Annotated in this window: 17 protein-coding genes and 1 riboswitch; of the genes, 16 read left to right on the plus strand and 1 reads right to left on the minus strand. The window is 39.4% G+C overall.

Features of this window, described 5'->3' with window-relative positions:
* Complete coding sequence (locus KQI58_RS04440) at window positions 1–1,512, minus strand: amino acid permease (protein WP_216406816.1); 1,512 nt, start codon at window positions 1,510–1,512, stop codon at window positions 1–3.
* Window positions 1,513–2,081: 569 nt separating this feature from the next.
* Window positions 2,082–2,251, plus strand: a riboswitch (cobalamin riboswitch).
* A 319-nt stretch (window positions 2,252–2,570) separates the two neighbouring features.
* On the opposite strand from KQI58_RS04440, the gene KQI58_RS04445 reads away from it, so the two are divergent.
* The 16 genes from KQI58_RS04445 to KQI58_RS04520 are packed head-to-tail and all read left to right on the plus strand — an operon-like array spanning window position 2,571 to window position 16,491.
* Window positions 2,571–3,071: an ECF transporter S component gene (locus tag KQI58_RS04445; RefSeq protein WP_016179892.1), complete on the plus strand. Its 501-nt coding sequence runs from the start codon at window positions 2,571–2,573 to the stop codon at window positions 3,069–3,071.
* Between the two features lie 21 nt (window positions 3,072–3,092).
* A complete protein-coding gene (gene cobD, locus KQI58_RS04450; RefSeq protein ID WP_216406818.1) occupies window positions 3,093–4,157 on the plus strand; it encodes a threonine-phosphate decarboxylase CobD in 1,065 nt (354 codons plus the stop codon).
* Complete coding sequence (locus tag KQI58_RS04455; protein ID WP_216406820.1) at window positions 4,154–5,143, plus strand: GHMP family kinase ATP-binding protein; 990 nt, start codon at window positions 4,154–4,156, stop codon at window positions 5,141–5,143. The genes cobD and KQI58_RS04455 overlap by 4 nt, the downstream gene beginning before the upstream one ends.
* The gene (locus KQI58_RS04460) at window positions 5,034–6,389 is read left to right on the plus strand and encodes a cobyrinate a,c-diamide synthase (RefSeq protein WP_216406822.1); all 1,356 of its coding nucleotides are present in this window, start codon (window positions 5,034–5,036) and stop codon (window positions 6,387–6,389) included. Before KQI58_RS04455 ends, KQI58_RS04460 begins: the two co-directional genes overlap by 110 nt.
* Window positions 6,386–7,342: an adenosylcobinamide-phosphate synthase CbiB gene (gene cbiB, locus KQI58_RS04465; protein WP_216406824.1), complete on the plus strand. Its 957-nt coding sequence runs from the start codon at window positions 6,386–6,388 to the stop codon at window positions 7,340–7,342. The genes KQI58_RS04460 and cbiB overlap by 4 nt, the downstream gene beginning before the upstream one ends.
* A gap of 14 nt (window positions 7,343–7,356) precedes the next feature.
* A complete protein-coding gene (locus KQI58_RS04470) occupies window positions 7,357–8,007 on the plus strand; it encodes a cobalt-precorrin-8 methylmutase (RefSeq protein ID WP_437177490.1) in 651 nt (216 codons plus the stop codon).
* On the plus strand, window positions 8,007–9,128 hold the full coding sequence (gene cbiD, locus KQI58_RS04475; protein ID WP_216406828.1) for a cobalt-precorrin-5B (C(1))-methyltransferase CbiD: 1,122 nt from the start codon (window positions 8,007–8,009) through the stop codon (window positions 9,126–9,128). Before KQI58_RS04470 ends, cbiD begins: the two co-directional genes overlap by 1 nt.
* Window positions 9,125–9,736, plus strand: coding sequence for a cobalt-precorrin-7 (C(5))-methyltransferase (locus tag KQI58_RS04480; RefSeq protein ID WP_216406830.1), 612 nt, complete (start codon window positions 9,125–9,127; stop codon window positions 9,734–9,736). Before cbiD ends, KQI58_RS04480 begins: the two co-directional genes overlap by 4 nt.
* The gene (locus KQI58_RS04485) at window positions 9,726–10,280 is read left to right on the plus strand and encodes a decarboxylating cobalt-precorrin-6B (C(15))-methyltransferase (RefSeq protein ID WP_216406832.1); all 555 of its coding nucleotides are present in this window, start codon (window positions 9,726–9,728) and stop codon (window positions 10,278–10,280) included. The genes KQI58_RS04480 and KQI58_RS04485 overlap by 11 nt, the downstream gene beginning before the upstream one ends.
* Before the next feature lie 4 nt (window positions 10,281–10,284).
* Window positions 10,285–11,052, plus strand: a complete 768-nt coding sequence (locus tag KQI58_RS04490; protein ID WP_216406834.1) for a cobalt-precorrin-4 methyltransferase — start codon at window positions 10,285–10,287, stop codon at window positions 11,050–11,052.
* Window positions 11,045–12,103: a cobalt-precorrin 5A hydrolase gene (locus KQI58_RS04495; RefSeq protein WP_216406836.1), complete on the plus strand. Its 1,059-nt coding sequence runs from the start codon at window positions 11,045–11,047 to the stop codon at window positions 12,101–12,103. The genes KQI58_RS04490 and KQI58_RS04495 overlap by 8 nt, the downstream gene beginning before the upstream one ends.
* Window positions 12,082–12,807, plus strand: a complete 726-nt coding sequence (gene cobJ, locus KQI58_RS04500; RefSeq protein WP_216406838.1) for a precorrin-3B C(17)-methyltransferase — start codon at window positions 12,082–12,084, stop codon at window positions 12,805–12,807. The genes KQI58_RS04495 and cobJ overlap by 22 nt, the downstream gene beginning before the upstream one ends.
* Entirely contained in the window at window positions 12,804–13,574 is a 771-nt protein-coding gene (cobK, locus tag KQI58_RS04505) for a precorrin-6A reductase (protein ID WP_216406840.1), read from the plus strand. Before cobJ ends, cobK begins: the two co-directional genes overlap by 4 nt.
* A gap of 1 nt (window position 13,575) precedes the next feature.
* Entirely contained in the window at window positions 13,576–15,006 is a 1,431-nt protein-coding gene (gene cobA / locus KQI58_RS04510) for a uroporphyrinogen-III C-methyltransferase (protein WP_216406842.1), read from the plus strand.
* The gene (locus KQI58_RS04515; RefSeq protein WP_216406844.1) at window positions 15,003–15,785 is read left to right on the plus strand and encodes a sirohydrochlorin cobaltochelatase; all 783 of its coding nucleotides are present in this window, start codon (window positions 15,003–15,005) and stop codon (window positions 15,783–15,785) included. The genes cobA and KQI58_RS04515 overlap by 4 nt, the downstream gene beginning before the upstream one ends.
* On the plus strand, window positions 15,778–16,491 hold the full coding sequence (locus tag KQI58_RS04520) for a cobalt-factor II C(20)-methyltransferase (RefSeq protein ID WP_216406846.1): 714 nt from the start codon (window positions 15,778–15,780) through the stop codon (window positions 16,489–16,491). Before KQI58_RS04515 ends, KQI58_RS04520 begins: the two co-directional genes overlap by 8 nt.
* The last annotated feature ends 1 nt before the right edge of the window (window position 16,492 follow it).

Genomic DNA, 16,492 nt, shown 5'->3' on the forward strand with positions numbered 1-16,492 from the left:
TTACGGATTTTCGCTGTTTTGTTTAGACAAATTCACTAGAGCTTTTTTCTGTTCAAAGCGAAAATAGATGAAGTGGGAAAGAACACCAAAGAATACTGGACCTAAAAGCAAGGTTGAAAAGTTCAGATAATTTCCTAATTTCAAGGGTTCATATATTTGAAAGGCAATTGCAACAAAAATACAGACACAAACGCTTATGGAAAGAAAATAATTCAGGTAATTATTTTTAATAATCAATGACTGTTTCTGGATGATTTTTTTCTTTAAAAAGAAAGGAAAACTAGCTGCGACAATAAAATATGGAATCGCTCGTGAAACATTCGTCATGTAGGTTAATTGATTAAATAAATCTGATAAAAAAGTATTACTAAATGACAACAGCCCAATGAATAAAGAAATCAGCAAGGCTTGGATCCAAAGTGCATTTTCAGGCATTTGATTCCTATTCAGTGCTGAAAATTTTGGCCAGAAAACTTTAGGTGTACTCTTTATCAAGCTTTTCAATGGACCATAGCTTATTGAGCTAAGAAGACTCAAATATGCCAGCCCCATTGTCAGGGCGGTGTAACGAATAAAAATCTGAGTCAATAAGTGCGTGTGACTAACTGACAGGTTGAAACTGCCAGCCAATGTTTTGGCCAACTGTTCCATGACACCATACATTAGATTTCCCAAATGAAGAGACGTTGTCTCCCGTAAGCCGTCAATGTTATTTGCACAGCTCCAAATGATAATGCCGCTAACGTATAAAAATAACACAACAAACGAACTGATAATCACGGCTCGCGGAAATCTGCTGCGGCTTTTTTTTGTTTTATCGGCAAGACTCGCAATCGTATCCAATCCCCCGAATGCGGTGATCGAAAAAATGAAAAAAGGCAGCTGTGAGAGCAGGCGGCTCGATGATTCTTGAAAAAAACTTGGCACAGTCAAACTATGATGGATATTTATTAAGACTAGTTCGGGATTCTTAAAAATCAAAATTAAATTACCAGATAACGAAAGGATTAACAAACCAACCATAGCGTAACCGCTAATATGCAGAAAACGGAAAATGACTTGGAAGCCACGTTTGTTCATCCAAGTGATACCTATTACTGCCAATATAGAAAATAACGCTAACCATATTTGAGAAGAAACACCGAACCAATTCATTGACGTAGTTATATCTTGCCCGAAGAACAGAATAGAGATTGGAATGAGAATCTTCATAAATAAACTAATCATCCAAATGAAGTAGCTGCTATACCATAAAAAAACAGTTGTGAAAGCTGCCTTAGGAGAAAGGGACTCTTTTAACCAGTCATAGATCGCTCCTGAGCGATGTGCGTACTTTTTGGTATACTGCGCTACGATCAGTGCGTAGGGAATAAAATAAAAGAGGGCACTAATAAAAAACCAAATAAGTGATTGACTTCCCAGCATAAAAAATGCTGAGATCATACTAGAAAATGAGTACACAGTAGTGGTAATGATCAAAATCAGATTTTGTGAAGATTGTTTTTTAGTCATCGTCCGCTCCTTAAAGTCTTTTCTCCATCTTATTTTCTTTTAAATAAAAAGACAAGATGAATTTTGATTTAAAAGAATTACTTCATCAAAAAAGCGGTAGATAAAAATGAATGAAAAGATTGATAAATCAATGATTTTTCAAATCGAATAATAAATAATAACAATATATTGCTTTGTTTTAGGTTCGAAATAACAAAATTTGGCTGAACTTCAGCGATTGAATAGCTTTCCTTTGATTGCTTTATTAAAATTCAAGAAAAACCTTTAACCAGTAGTTAAATCTGAAAATAGCAGTATTTTATATTGTTTGAGCAGGGAAATAAGATTCTGAAGACTATCTTTTTAGAATACATATCAAGATTATTGAAGGACACAGTTCTCTTCTACATTCTAGAGCGAATGATGATGACGATTGCATGATTCCGTGAGGATAGTACATATTTCGATCATCATTTTTTTAAATCGTCAATCAGTTTTAAATATAGTAATATTTTGCTCTTACCTTTTTCAAAATAGCACAATGTGGCTGAGTTATGGAAAAAAGCCAAGAATAAGGAGAAACGTTTGCTATAATAAAGAAAAATTGAATACTTAATAACTGATCAAGGGAATGAGGTGAAAATCCTCAACAGCCCCTTTCTACTGTATATGCGGATGAACTCTCACAAGCCACTTTTCGGGAAGGCGAGATAGTAAATGGATGCAAAGTCAGGATACCTTGTTCAGGGATTAAAAAATAATTGGATTGGGAAGATTATTTTGCTAACGGTATTATTTGGTGTATTTAGACAAATAAAAAACGCGGCGAGACCATCTTTTCTGGACTCGCTGCGTTTATTTTTTTTGGTTATCAATCAGAATTTACTGAGAAAACAAATAGTATATCAAAAGTAATAAGGATGTCAGTTCAACTTTTCGCAGGTTACTTAAAACAGAAGGATATTAAGCAATAAGAATCAAAATAAAGCTCAAGAACTTTAGTTGAATGATATACGACATTCGAATCGAACTAATTTTACTTGAAAAATTAATACATTAAAACGAATAAGGAGTGAAACATGATGAAGTATTCAACAAAGAAATTGGCAACATTAGCAATTCTGCTGGCGCTATGTGTGATTGGGGCAAACATTAAAATCCTTGGTTCAATCGCATTAGACTCTTTTCCCGCATTTATTGGTGCAATCATTCTTGGCCCTGCCGCAGGAGCATTTTTAGGATTTTTCGGACACATGATCTCAGCGTTACTGTCAGGGTTTCCTAATACTTTGCCAATTCATCTGATTATTGCTGTATTGATGGCGGCCTGTATGTTCTTTTATAGCTGGACGCGCAAAAAGTTGCAAAGAAATAAGGTCGCAGCTTCGATAATTTCGATGCTGGTGGCTTACGTAATCAATGTACCATTGGATTTGCTATTGCTTTATCCATTGATGGGGCCGGTTGTTTTCATGCTTTTCGTCCCCCTGACCTTGGCGACAGTCGTGAATTTAACTCTATCTGAGATTGTGATTCTAGGAATCCCACAAAAATATAAAGAAGCAATCTTTCTAAAATAATCAAGAAGCGGAGTCGTTGTTATGGCAGTGAAGCATGGAGGAAATATTCAAGAAATCAGTGAATTATATCAGATAGATAAGAAAGAGTTAATTGATTTTAGTGCAAATATCAACCCCTTAGGTATTCCCCAAGGAGTCAAAGCAACACTAACGAAGGGCATTGCGGAGCTAGTTCATTATCCTGATATTCGATACCACGCACTAATCCAGTCAATCGCTGATTTTCACGAGATTTCAGCAGAATTTGTCTATCCAGCCAATGGGGCTGCTGAGGCGATATTTATGTTGGGAAGAACGCTTATGCTGAAAAGACTATTATTGCTTGCACCGACTTTCATGGAGTATGAAGCAGCTTTTAGTCAACAAAAAACTGAATTTAGCTATTTTAATTTGGAGCAACGCAATTTTCAATGGACAATTTCAGAATTGATACAATCAGCGAAGGAACAGCAAGTGGATGGCATCTGCCTCTGTAACCCCAATAATCCAACTGGTCAAATGCTGAAACAATCAGAGCTTGAGGAATTGTCTCAATTTTGTCAGAGAAATGAGATAGCTTTAATTATCGATGAGGCATTTGTAGATTTTACAAGGGAGGAATATTCGCTTGTTTCTTCAATCAGCACTAATAAAAGCCTCTACATCTTTCGATCGTTGACAAAAATGTTTGCGATTCCAGGTTTGCGTTTAGGCTACTTGCTAAGTAGTAATCGCGCTGTTCTAGCTCAAATTGAAGCGAAAACTGTGCCTTGGCACATTAATACCTTTGCAGATATTGCCGGACAGCAAGCATTGAAGGAAACAAGATTTATTAAGGATAGCCAGCACTATATTGCAGAGGAACGAAGGTTTTTAGAAAAGGGGTTGGCTCAATTTAAGGAGCTAGAAACGTTTTCTAGTCAGACAAACTTTATTTTCTTGCGATATCAGGGTTCGGGTTGTCTACAAGAAAAATTGATCCAAAAAAATATTCTGATTCGAAATTGTAATAGCTTTCATGGCTTGTCTCAAAAATATTATCGAATTGCAGTTAAATCAAGAGTTGATAACAAATCCTTACTTGATGCATTGGAGGCGATTTTATGAGAGTAACGGCTTCTTGTACCGGTTCATGCGGAGAATTGATTCAAGGCTGGCTAGGTGATTCGCAAAAATTAGTTAGTTATGGAATTGATCGATTTTCTAAAGTAACGCTTCAAACGGGAATTGCTTCTAAAGGAGCTAAACCAAAAATCGAGAAAGCGATCAATAAAACGCTGGATCACTTAAGAATACCGAATGCTAAAAGAGAAAAGCTATCTTTCGTGATCAATTCAGAACTACCGATAGCTAAAGGGATGGCTAGTAGTACGGCGGATATTGCCGCAGCTTGCCAAGCAACAACTACTTACTATGGAAGAAAGATTACCAGAGATGAAATTATCGACATTTGTTTGGCAATTGAACGTACAGACAGTATTCTTTTCCCAACACTTACATTGTTTGAGCAGAAAAATGGGTCAGTTAGAGAGAGCAGCGGATGGGCTCCCCATTTTTACGTGGTTGTTTTGGAGCCAGAAGAAACCTTAGAAACCGAAATTTTTCATTCACAAGAGAACGAGCGCCTATTTTTTCAACAGCGAGCACTCTTTACAGAAGTTTATCAGTGTTATGTAGGGGCAGTGAGAGAAAAATCGTTGCAAATGCTTGGAGAGGCGGCGACACAGAGCGCTCTATTAAATCAGGAAATTTTAGCTAAACCCTATTTCTCAGAATTGATGAAGCTTAGACAGTACCATCAGTGGTTAGGAGTCAACGTTGCACATAGTGGCTCAGTAGTTGGAATCATGATTGAAAAACCAGAAGAAATCCCAGCAGTTCTAGAGGTGATAAAGAAATCCAATGTGTCACGTTGGTATTCCAAGGTCAGTGTTCATCAAAGCTGCTACCGAGGAGTAGAACTGATAGAAGCGAGGAAAATGAATGAAGAAGCTGATGATCACCGCTGTTTCCAGCGGCTCAGGAAAGACAACGATAACGCTTGGCTTAATGAAACTTTTGCAAAATCGCGGGTATCGAGTTCAACCCTATAAGGTCGGTCCTGATTACGTCGATACCGAATACCACACGCGAATTACCGGAAACCCTTCACGGAATTTGGACATGTTTCTAGTTCAAGATAATGCACGAATGAAAACACTTTTCGAAAAAGAAGCGGGAAATGCAGACATTTGTGTAATTGAAGGAGTAATGGGGCTTTTTGACGGGTTAGGGGTAGACAAGGATTTTTGCTCCAGTGCTGGAGTTGCAAAGCAGTTGGATTGTTCCGTATTGCTGGTAGTGAATGGGCAATCAGCCTCAACATCTGTGGCGGCAGTGGTTAAGGGATTCGTCGATTTTGATCCGAAACTAAACATTTGTGGAGTCATTATTAATAAAGTTGCCTCTGACACACACTATCAATTGATTAAAAAAGCAGTGGAATTGTACACCGATGTTCCTGTTTTCGGATATTTGAAGCGAGAAAAAGGAGTAGAGCTGCCTTCTAGACAGTTAGGATTGGTCCCTGATCGAGAAATCAACGATGTGACAGAAAAAATTCAGCAGGTAGCAGAATCCTTAGAAGCGACCTTTGAGCTTGATCAGTTATTAGAGCGGCTTCCGAATGAGAAAATCCGATATACACCACCGTATTATCCGCAATTTCCGGAAATCAAGGTCGCATACGCTTTGGATGAAGCCTTTCATTTCTATTATCAAGATAATCTTGATTTGCTAACGGCACATGGCGTGGAGCTGATTGCCTTCAGCCCAATAAAGGATAGCTGCCTTCCAGATGCAGATTTGTATTATTTTGGCGGTGGATACCCGGAAGAATTTGCCCGAGAGCTTTCAGCAAATCAATCAATGCGCGCTAGTATCAAGGAAAAGCACGAGCAAGGCGCATTTATGCTAGCTGAATGTGGAGGGTTAATGTATCTAGGATCTGCCTTTACTAACGATGAGAAGAATTATCCGATGGTCGGGATTTTTGAAGGAGTCAGTCAGATGACTTCTGGCCTTCGAAAATTTGGCTACTGTTACGGCGACCTTAACCAAGAGACTTTGATCGGGAAAAAAGGAACAACCGTAGTAGGGCACGAGTTCCATCATTCGATTTTTCAAAGTAATGAACCAACAGTTTTGGAAATGCGAAAGGAACGTGATGGCGAAGTCGTGAAGAGATGGACTGGCGGCTATCAGAAAAAGAACACGTTTGGCAGTTACCTTCACCTTCACTTTTATCAAAGTGAAGATTTTCTTCAGAATCTGCTGGAGAAAGTGAGGAATAGCAGATGATCTACTGGATTATTGTGGCTTTCATTTTAGATTTATTGATTGGCGACCCATACAGCTGGCCGCATCCAATTAAGCTGATTGGCAATTTTATCGCTTGGTTTCAGGAGAGATTCACCCAGACAAAAAGTGATCAGGAGAACTATCGTTGGGGAGTTCTATTGTGGTTGGTAACTGTTTTTGGATCAGGATTGGTAACATTTATCCTTTTGAAACTTAGTTTTCTGATTCATCCTATTATTGGCATGGTTTGTTATATCTATTTGTCTTATACAACATTAGCAACCAGAAGTTTATCGCTAGAAGGTAAAAAGGTTTATCAGAAGTTAGTCAACGACAGCTTGGATAATGCTCGTAAACAGGTTGCGATGATTGTCGGTAGAGATACTAAAGAATTAACGAAAGAAGAAATTACCAAAGCAACGATTGAAACGATTGCTGAAAATACCAGTGATGGTGTCATTGCTCCATTACTCTGTCTATTTTTCGGCGGGCCTACTTTAGCCATGATGTACAAGGCTGTCAATACGCTAGATTCAATGGTGGGGTATGTGACACCCAAATATCGCGCAATCGGCTGGTTTTCTGCAAAAATGGATGATCTTTGGAATTTTATCCCTGCTCGTTTGACGTGGCTCTATTTACTAGGAGCAGCAAGAATATTACGTCTAAATACTTCCAATGCTTGGAAAGTAGGGAAGACGGATTGTCGCAATCATAAGAGTCCTAACAGTGGCTATCCCGAAGCAGTTGTCGCAGGGGCTTTAGGAATCCAACTTGGCGGAACACACCATTATCATGGTGTTGAAATTTATAAACCTACGATCGGAGTCTCACTTCGTTCAGCGAAGCCCAAGGATATATTAACTGCTAATAAGCTTTTATATACAACGGCGACTCTGAGTCTGATTGTATTTAGTATTATCGCAATAATCATTAATAATTACTTTTTATGAGAAGGGGAAAAAGTGTGGACTATATAAGAAATCCTCAATTGATTGAAACGGAAAGTTTCAAAATCATTCAAGGAATCATTGATCAGGAATTTCCTGACTATGTTTTCACATCACCAAAGGAAGAAAAAATCATTAAGCGAGTGATCCATACAAGTGCCGATTTTGATTATTTGAAAAATCTAGTTTTTTCTAACGATGTTATTTTGGAGTTAGAGAAATTTTTCTTGGGAGGAAATGGCACAATTTTTACAGATACAACTATGGCACTTAGCGGTATCAATAAGCGTCTGTTGGATAAATTAGGCATTCGTTATGAATGCTACATTGCCGATCCAGAAGTGGCCGAACAAGCAAAAACTAAAGGTATGACTCGTTCGATGGCAGGAATAGAACGAGCAGCAACAATTTCTGGTCCAAAACTATTTGTTATCGGAAATGCACCGACGGCAATTTTTAAATTACTGGAGCTATATCAACAAGGAGAATTGGATACCGTTGCTGTTATTGGCGCTCCTGTTGGTTTTGTTGGTGCCGCAGAATCAAAAGAAGCATTGTTTGAAAGTGACGTCCCAGCAGTTGTAGCTAGAGGTCGTAAAGGCGGCAGTAATGTTGCTGCGGCGATTATCAATGCCATGTTGTATCAATTGGTTGAAAGGGAAAACTGATGGAAGAGTTTGTTTTCTATAACGGAAAAAAGCTGCGAAAAGGGTATACAACAGGGTCCTGTGCCACGGCCGCTGCGGCTGCTGCTACAGCATTCCTTTTTGAAGAGGAAGCCACAGAGGAGATTTGTATTGAATTACCCAATGAAAAAAGTCTAACCATTCCAATCGCTTCGATTGAAGCTATAGAAGATGGCAGCCAAGCTTTTGTTGTAAAAGATGGCGGTGATGATGTGGATGCGACAGATGGGATGTTAATCGGCGCAAAGGTCGTCAAAATTGATGGAAATCAAATTCTAATCGATGGTGGAATCGGGATCGGTCGGGTAACGGAAGTCGGGTTACAAAATCCAGTTGGCCAGGCCGCAATTAACCCTGTTCCAAGAAAAATGATTGAAGCGTCTGTTCGCAAAATCATCGGTCTGAATCAGGGCGTGAAGGTGACGATTTTTGCACCTGAAGGAGAGGTAATCGCTAAGCAAACAATGAATCGACGTTTAGGTATAGTAGGCGGTATCTCGATTTTAGGAACAACGGGCATTGTCACCCCGATGTCTGAGGATGGCTGGAAGCAGTCTATCTCGCTGGAATTAGAAATGAAGAAAAGCCAAGGCTATTCCTCAGTCATTCTATGTCCAGGCAACTATGGTGAGGATTTTGTTCTCAATACAATGAAACTCAACAATGAGAATATTGTTTCAATGAGTAATTTTGTCGGCTATGTCTTAAAAGAAGTTCAGCGCTTAGAATTTGAAAAGGTTCTGATGGTTGGTCACTTAGGCAAATTGATTAAGGTTTCTGCGGGGATTTTTTCTACCCACAGTAAAGATGCAGATGCACGGACGGAAATTTTGATCGCAAATCTAGCGCTACTAGGGATGCCTGTGTCCAAGCTGCAAGAAATCGAGAAATGTTTAACGACTGAGGCTGCTGGAGAGATTATTGCCAGCGCAGGATACGAGGCGGTCTATCAAGTGCTGGCAGATAAAGTCAAGAAGCGTTCTGAAGATTTATTAAAATATCGGAAACATGAGCCCAGTATTGAAGTTGTTCTTTTTTCCTCACAACGAGGATATTTAGCTTCCACTAAACCTCTGGAGCATTTAAAGGAGGAGTGGCGATGATTACGGTTGTAGGTATCGGACCAGGCGGAACACAAGACTATTTATTTGGTAAAGCTCAAGCAGCCATTGAGGCGGCTGATTTGATTATCGGAAGTGAACGGCAATTGGAAATTATTCCTAAAAACAAGAAGCAAAAGACTCATCTGCTTCCCCGTAAACTAGATGACCTGGCAGTGTTTTTAAACGATCATCAAAAGGATGAACTCGTGATTTTGGCTTCTGGCGATCCATTGACGTATGGTATTGGCAAGTGGCTGCTTAAAAGATTCTCGGCAGAAAACTTACTGATTTTACCAGGGATTAGTTCCCTTCAGTATTTATTCAATCGAATCAATATTCCGATGGAGGACTGCTTTATCACTAGCAGTCACGGGAAATCTCCGGATTTTCCGCTCATTTTTAAGTTGCCAAAAGTCGGGATGGTAACTGACAAAACAATAGGTCCTTATCAACTGGCACAAGAAGCATTAAAACGAGGCAATGATCCGATTTTTTATATAGGTGAAAACCTTAGCTACACTGATGAAAAAATAAGATGTTACAAAGCTTCTGAGGTTCCTGATGAAGACTATCAAATGAATGCAGTGGTGATAATTAATGAAGGATGATTGTTTTATTCGGGGCGAGGTTCCCATGACAAAAGAAGAAGTCCGAACGGTCAGTTTAGCAAAGTTGCAATTAGATAAAGCAGATAAGTTTTTAGATATTGGCACAGGAACAGGCAGTATTGCGATTGAAGCGGCGTTGCTACATCCAAATTTAGAAGTGACAACAATTGATTCAAATCAATCTGCCGTAGCCGTTTTGAAGAAAAATCTAGCAAAATTTCAGTTAACAAATATCCACAGTATTCTTGGCAAAGCACCGATTGAACTAGAGGATAACTTTGATGCGATCTTCGTTGGCGGAACGGGTGGAAACATGGCTGAAATACTTGCTTGGAGCTTCCAGCTGCTAAAGCCTGACGGTCGTTTAGTATTAAATTTCATTTTATTAGAAAATGCTCTTCGTGCAATGGAGTGGCTAGAAACCAATCATCATTCCTTCCAAACGATTCAGATGCACGTGAGTCAGTTTACGAAACTAGGTCAAGGGCATTATTTTAAACCACAAAATCCAATAATTATTATCGAGACGAGAAAAGAGGAATAAGTAGATGGCGAAGGTACATTTTGTCGGTGCGGGACCAGGTGATCCTGAACTGATTACATTCAAAGGTTATCAGTTATTAAAAACAGCAGATATTGTTATTTATGCAGGCTCACTTGTGAATCCTGAACTGCTAAAGTACTGCAAAGAAGAGTGCAAGATTTTTAATAGTGCCTCAATGGATCTAACCGAAATCATTGACGAAATGGCGCACGGCGTTCGAGAAAATAAAGAAGTTATTCGGTTACAGACAGGTGATTTCTCTATCTATGGCTCAATTCGTGAACAAATTGAAGAACTAAAAAAACGTAAGATCGAATTTACCTGTACACCCGGTGTAAGTTCCTTTTTAGGCGCAGCCTCTAGCTTAGGCGTGGAATATACTGTCCCTGAAGTTTCTCAAAGTGTGATTATTACTCGTATGGCTGGAAGAACTCCGGTACCAGATAAGGAAAGTCTGCGCTCTTTTGCTCAACATCAAACATCAATGGTGATTTTTCTTTCTGTACAAGGAATCAAGCAAGTAGTCGACGAATTACTAGCGGGAGGTTATCAACCGACAACGCCCGTAGCGGTTATTTATAAAGCTACTTGGCCGGAAGAAAAGAAAATCGTTAGTACATTAGAGAAGATCGCAGAGCAAATCGAAGCAGCAGATATTACGAAAACAGCTTTAATCATGGTAGGAGAGTTTTTGGGAGATGAGTATTACTACTCCAAATTGTATGACGCCTCCTTCAAACATGAGTACCGTGATGTGAAGCGTAATGAGTAAAGCAGCGATTTTAGCCTTGACTTCAGCGGGTATTCAATTAGCCAAAGAACTTCGAGGTAAATGGGATCAGGAAACCCCTATCTTTGTCTCAGAAGATAAATTGGATGAAGAAGTACTGCTTTTTCCGACAGGGAAATTTAGTACAGGAATTCAGGTATTATTCAATCAATATGACGCGCTTATTTGCATCATGGCCACTGGAATCGTAGTACGTAGTATTGCAGGAGTATTGGAGGACAAACGAAAAGATCCTGCGATTGTTGTAATAGACGAAAAAGGTCGGCACACGATCAGTCTTTTATCCGGTCATATTGGCGGCGGCAATCAGCTGACACTAGAGATTGCTGCGAAATTAAACAGCTGTCCGGTGATTACCACTGCAACGGATGTACAAAATGTGACGGCTCTTGATTTGTTGAGCAAAGAGCTGAATGGCTGGTATGCAGATTTCAAAGAGACAACTAAGAGGGTCAATCGACTCTTAGCAGAGCATCAAGCAGTTGGTTTGATCCAACAGGAAAACTGGGTAAGCGATCTTCGGGGGCTTTCTTTGATCAAAGAAGGAGATTCATTTGATTCCTATGAAGCTATACTGCTTATTTCTGACAAACAGGAAGAGCTAGGTTCTGAAAAAATAATCCAGATTGTGCCAAGACGGTATGTATTAGGGATTGGAGCAAAAAAAGGAATTGATTTTTCAATCATCAAAGAAGAATACCTTACTTTTTGTCAATCAGTAAACATCCATTTTCGCAGTATTAAGAAAATCGTTAGTATCGATATTAAGCAACAAGAAGCTGGAATCTGCCAATTAGCTGAATGGCTGGAGATTCCCTTTGAAACCTATTCAGCAGCAGAATTATTAACCGTTTCAGAGAAATATCCGCAGTCAGCTTTTGTTAAAAACGTAACAGGAGTTGGAAGTGTTTGTTTGGCAGCGGCTGACTTAGCCAGTAATGGAAAAGTGGTGACTGAGCGTTACGCCAATAAGGGAGTCACCTTTGCATTGGGAAAGGATGAAGACGACACATGCTATACGTTGTGGGATTAGGGCCAGGCGAGAAGGAAAAGATGTCACTTGAAGCTATTGAAGTTATTAAAAAGGTGAAAGTGATTGTTGGTTATACGACCTATGTTCGTTTAATCAAAGAGCTAGTTGGTGAAAAAGAAATTGTCAGTACAGGAATGAAACAAGAAATTGATCGCTGTAAAAAAGCGATTGAGATAGCTAAAACAGGTAAGGATGTCGCTGTCATTTCTAGTGGCGATGCAGGCGTCTATGGGATGGCAGGCTTGGTCTTAGAACTTGTCAGTCAAATGGATGAAGAGCTTGAAGTCAAAGTGATTCCTGGAATTACTGCCAGTATTGCTGGCGCAGCTTTGTTGGGTGCTCCGCTAATGAATGATTTTTGCCACATTAGCTTGAGTGACTTAATGACACCATGGAAAATGATTGAAAAACGACTTCACGCAGCAGCCAGCGCCGATTTTGTAATCTGCCTGTATAATCCTCGAAGCAAAGGCAGACCGGATCATTTAGCAAAGGCATTAGCAATTATTCAACAATATAAATCAAAAGATACAATCATCGGATTGGCTAAAGATGTAGGTCGCAAAAAAGAACAGGCAATCTTTACTTCAATAGGCGATGTAGACGAAAACTTAGTGGATATGACGACTGTTGTATTAGTTGGAAATAAAGAAACCTATCTATCGGATGGCCGAATGATTACTCCTCGAGGTTATCAATTATGATTCTGTTACTTGGAGGAACCTCTGATAGTTTAAAAATTGCGCAGGAATTAAATAAAGCGAATCTAGCTTTTTATTTATCTGTTGTATCGGATTACGGAGAGAATTTGGCTACAGCAGTAACAAGCAATGTGGTTAAGGGACGTCTAAGTACAAGAGAAATGATCGAATTCATGAAGAAACATCAAATCACTCAACTGATTGACGCCACACATCCTTATGCGATCGAGGTTTCAAAAAACGCCATGACGGCTTGTATTCAGCTTGGAACTAATTATCTTCGATTTGAACGTCCTTCACTGATTACTGATGAGATGATCACCGTCCAATCAATAAAAGCTGCTTGTGAACAGGCTTTAAACTATTCAGGCAAGATCTATTTAACCACTGGAAGTAAGACGTTGGCGGATTTTTTAAAGTATCTGCCTAAGGAACGAATTGTTGCCAGAGTGTTGCCAACTGTTGAGGTATTAAACGCAGTTGAAAAGCTGGAGATACCCACTGGTCATATCGAAGCACTTAAGGGCCCTTTTTCTAAGGAACTCAATCGCGAGCTTTTGATCCATAATCGGGCTGGGGTAATGATTACTAAAGAAAGCGGTCTTGCGGGTGGTTTTCTTGAGAAAACGGAAGCCTGTAAAGAGCTAAATATTCCGTGTGTTGTCATTCAACGTGAACAATTAGACTATCCTGAAAAGTTTTCTTCTATTGAAGGACTAATTTATACAAGCAAGAAGAACCAATCGTTAACGAAAAAAAAGGAGCGATGAAATGACTGGACATATCGCCTTAATTGGTGCAGGACTGGGAGATCCAGAATTATTGACCGTTAAAGGATTGAGAAAAATCAAACAGGCAGATGTGATTGTCTATGATCGTTTGATTAATCCAGCGATTCTGAATTCCTGTAAAGCGACCTGTGAAAAAATTTACGTAGGCAAAAAGCCCAATTACCATCCTGTTCCACAGGAAAAAATTGAAGAAATCATGGTCGAAAAAGCCCAACAAGGCCTTGATGTAGTCCGACTTAAAAGTGGTGACCCTTATGTTTTTGGTCGTGGTGGAGAAGAAGGGGCGGCTTTGAAACAAGCGGGCATCCTATTTGAAGTCATTCCGGGAATTACCTCTTCAATTGGGGGATTAGCTTACGCCGGAATCCCAATTACTCATCGAGATTTGGCAGCAGATTTTCATGTTTATACTGGGCATTTAAATAATTCAGAACGTGAAATTGATTGGGCGACAGCGGCCAAGGTTGGAGGAACTTTAGTCTTTCTAATGGGGATGTCAGGACTAAAGAAAATTACCGAGCAGCTGATGCTTCATGGGAAGGATAAGAATACTCCAGCGGCAATCATTCAATGGGCGAGTCGTAAACAACAAAAAACAGTAGTTGGGACATTAGAAACAATTTTTGAAAAAGCCTGTGCCGCTGAATTGCAGCCGCCTAGTTTGATCGTGATTGGCGAGGTGGTTACACGAAGAGAGGATCTAAACTTCTTTGAAGAACGACCTTTGTATTCAATCAGTATTGCTGTTTCATTTTCAAAAAAGAAACGTATGGTGAGTCGTTTAACAGATTTAGGCGCGGAAATTATCGAACTACCACCAAGTAGTACTGAATTTTTTGATACGACGATTGATTTTTCTAAGCCTCAACAAGTAGTTTTCACTGATCCACTAAGTGTAGAAATGTTTATTCGAGCAATGAAAACACAGGAAATTGACTGGCGAAAATTAGCCGACTGGTATTTTATTTCTGTTGGACATCACACTGGATCGGTTCTGGAAAAGGCCGGAATACGACCTGATATGAATTATCCAGATTTAACGGAATGCATGCAGCAATTAGGAGAAGACTCGAACATCTTATTTTTAGGCGATCATTTAGTACTAGCAGAAGTAAAAAATCGTGAATTACCAGTTGAAAAACTTCTTACACATGAGGAAAAAATCACTGTTGATATTCCTGATCTTTGGCAAAAGGCAGATCTGATGTATTTTCCAAATTCAAAAGCAGCACGCCTGTTTCTAACCGCATTAAGTGAGGAGGAGTTAGCGACTGTCGCGCAAAAGAAAGTGATCGTGATGGGGCAGAAGACAAAAGCAGTCTTCGATAGCTATCAGCTTTCTGTGGTTCAGACGGCAGAACCTACATTTGACCAAGTCGTAGAAAAAATAAAAGAGGAGATGAAGCGATGAAACCTGCATTAATTGCTGTTAGTTTTGGAACAAGTTATCCAGAGACACGAAAAAAAACAATTGGGGCTGTAGAGGAAAAGTTAGCAGAGAAATATCCTGAATTAGAAGTTTTTCGCGCCTTTACTTCCAATAAGGTGATCAAAAAGATTAAAGAACAAGAAAATGTAACGGTTTTAACGGTAGATCAACAGATGAAAAAACTGATTGCTGAGGGCTATAAAGAAATCTATGTTCAACCCCTTCATATCATTCCTGGAATTGAATATTCTAAGGCTTTGCATCAAGCAATGCGTTATAAGGATCAGCTAGAGCTTGTCAAAGTTGGGAAGCCATTACTTAGCAGTATTGAAGATTATCAAAAGGTTGTCGCTTGGCTAGAGACCTTGTCCGCTGATCTTAAGGATGATGAAGCACTTGTCTTGATGGGACATGGTAGTCAACACTCAGCTTTTACAGTCTACGCTTGTCTTGATCACATGCTTTTGGAAAAACCAATCTTTATCTGTGCGGTGGAAAGCTATCCAGAAATTTCTTTATTGATTGAACGACTTAAAAAAAGCCGATATAAAAAGATCAAGCTTTACCCATTAATGTTGGTGGCTGGTGATCATGCAACAAATGATATGGCTTCTGATGAAGAGGATTCTTGGAAATCTCAGTTGGAACAGGCTGGTTTTACTGTTGAGGCGCACCTTAGTGGTATGGGTGAATTTCAGGAAATACAACAGCAATTTTGTGAGCATGCAGCAGCAATGATGGAAGGATCGACAAATGACTAAATTTTATGGAGTTGGGACTGGACCGGGAGCATCAGATTTATTAACGATTCGTGGAAAAGAAGTTTTGCAAATGGTTGACTGCCTGTATACGCCAGAACCCAAGAAGGCCGGGAAAAGTCTCGCTTTACAAATTGTTACTCCTTACTTAAGAGAGGACTTGACAATCAAACAACGTCACTTCCCGATGGTAAATAATTGGGAGGAAAAACGAAACGCTTGGGACAAGATTGCTGAGGAAATCATTTCAGATGTCAAGGGCGGCTTGAATGTAGCCTTCATAACTTTAGGTGATCCTATGGTTTATAGTACCTATAGTTATTTGTTAGAGCGTATGACAGAACAAATAGAAACAGAGACAGTTCCAGGCATTTCTTCTTTTTGCCAAATTTCTAATGAGTTGCAGATTCCTTTGGTAATTGATGAAGAGAGTTATGCCGTTTTACCTGCGGCTGCTGATGAAGAAATACTACGAATCGCTTTAAAAAATATTTCTACAGTTATTTTAATGAAGGTTTCGATTGCACTGCCAAAAATAGTAAAGCTTTTAACGGAGCTAGATTTATTAGGACAAACGGTATTGGTCAGTGATTCTTCAATGTCGTCAGAGAAAATTATGATTGGACTAAATGAGTTGGATGAGCAGGATTCCCTTTCCTATTTCAGTACCATGATTGTTTATAAAAATAGAACGTTGAAAGGAAGGTAAA

Origin of the sequence: Enterococcus raffinosus (genome assembly GCF_018917525.1) — a bacterium.
GTDB lineage: Bacteria > Bacillota > Bacilli > Lactobacillales > Enterococcaceae > Enterococcus_A > Enterococcus_A raffinosus_A.

Bases quoted from the DNA above. Each gene is read 5' to 3' on its own strand.
- KQI58_RS04520 (WP_216406846.1), top strand. From the start codon at position 15,778: ATGACTAAATTTTATGGAGTTGGGACTGGACCGGGAGCATCAGATTTA.
- KQI58_RS04480 (WP_216406830.1), top strand. From the start codon at position 9,125: ATGATTACGGTTGTAGGTATCGGACCAGGCGGAACACAAGACTATTTA.
- KQI58_RS04515 (WP_216406844.1), top strand. From the start codon at position 15,003: ATGAAACCTGCATTAATTGCTGTTAGTTTTGGAACAAGTTATCCAGAG.
- KQI58_RS04490 (WP_216406834.1), top strand. From the start codon at position 10,285: ATGGCGAAGGTACATTTTGTCGGTGCGGGACCAGGTGATCCTGAACTG.
- cbiB (WP_216406824.1), top strand. From the start codon at position 6,386: ATGATCTACTGGATTATTGTGGCTTTCATTTTAGATTTATTGATTGGC.
- KQI58_RS04460 (WP_216406822.1), top strand. From the start codon at position 5,034: ATGAAGAAGCTGATGATCACCGCTGTTTCCAGCGGCTCAGGAAAGACA.
- cobA (WP_216406842.1), top strand. From the start codon at position 13,576: ATGACTGGACATATCGCCTTAATTGGTGCAGGACTGGGAGATCCAGAA.
- cbiD (WP_216406828.1), top strand. From the start codon at position 8,007: ATGGAAGAGTTTGTTTTCTATAACGGAAAAAAGCTGCGAAAAGGGTAT.
- cobJ (WP_216406838.1), top strand. From the start codon at position 12,082: ATGCTATACGTTGTGGGATTAGGGCCAGGCGAGAAGGAAAAGATGTCA.
- KQI58_RS04440 (WP_216406816.1), bottom strand. From the start codon at position 1,512: ATGACTAAAAAACAATCTTCACAAAATCTGATTTTGATCATTACCACT.
- cobD (WP_216406818.1), top strand. From the start codon at position 3,093: ATGGCAGTGAAGCATGGAGGAAATATTCAAGAAATCAGTGAATTATAT.
- cobK (WP_216406840.1), top strand. From the start codon at position 12,804: ATGATTCTGTTACTTGGAGGAACCTCTGATAGTTTAAAAATTGCGCAG.
- KQI58_RS04495 (WP_216406836.1), top strand. From the start codon at position 11,045: ATGAGTAAAGCAGCGATTTTAGCCTTGACTTCAGCGGGTATTCAATTA.
- KQI58_RS04455 (WP_216406820.1), top strand. From the start codon at position 4,154: ATGAGAGTAACGGCTTCTTGTACCGGTTCATGCGGAGAATTGATTCAA.
- KQI58_RS04485 (WP_216406832.1), top strand. From the start codon at position 9,726: ATGAAGGATGATTGTTTTATTCGGGGCGAGGTTCCCATGACAAAAGAA.
- KQI58_RS04445 (WP_016179892.1), top strand. From the start codon at position 2,571: ATGATGAAGTATTCAACAAAGAAATTGGCAACATTAGCAATTCTGCTG.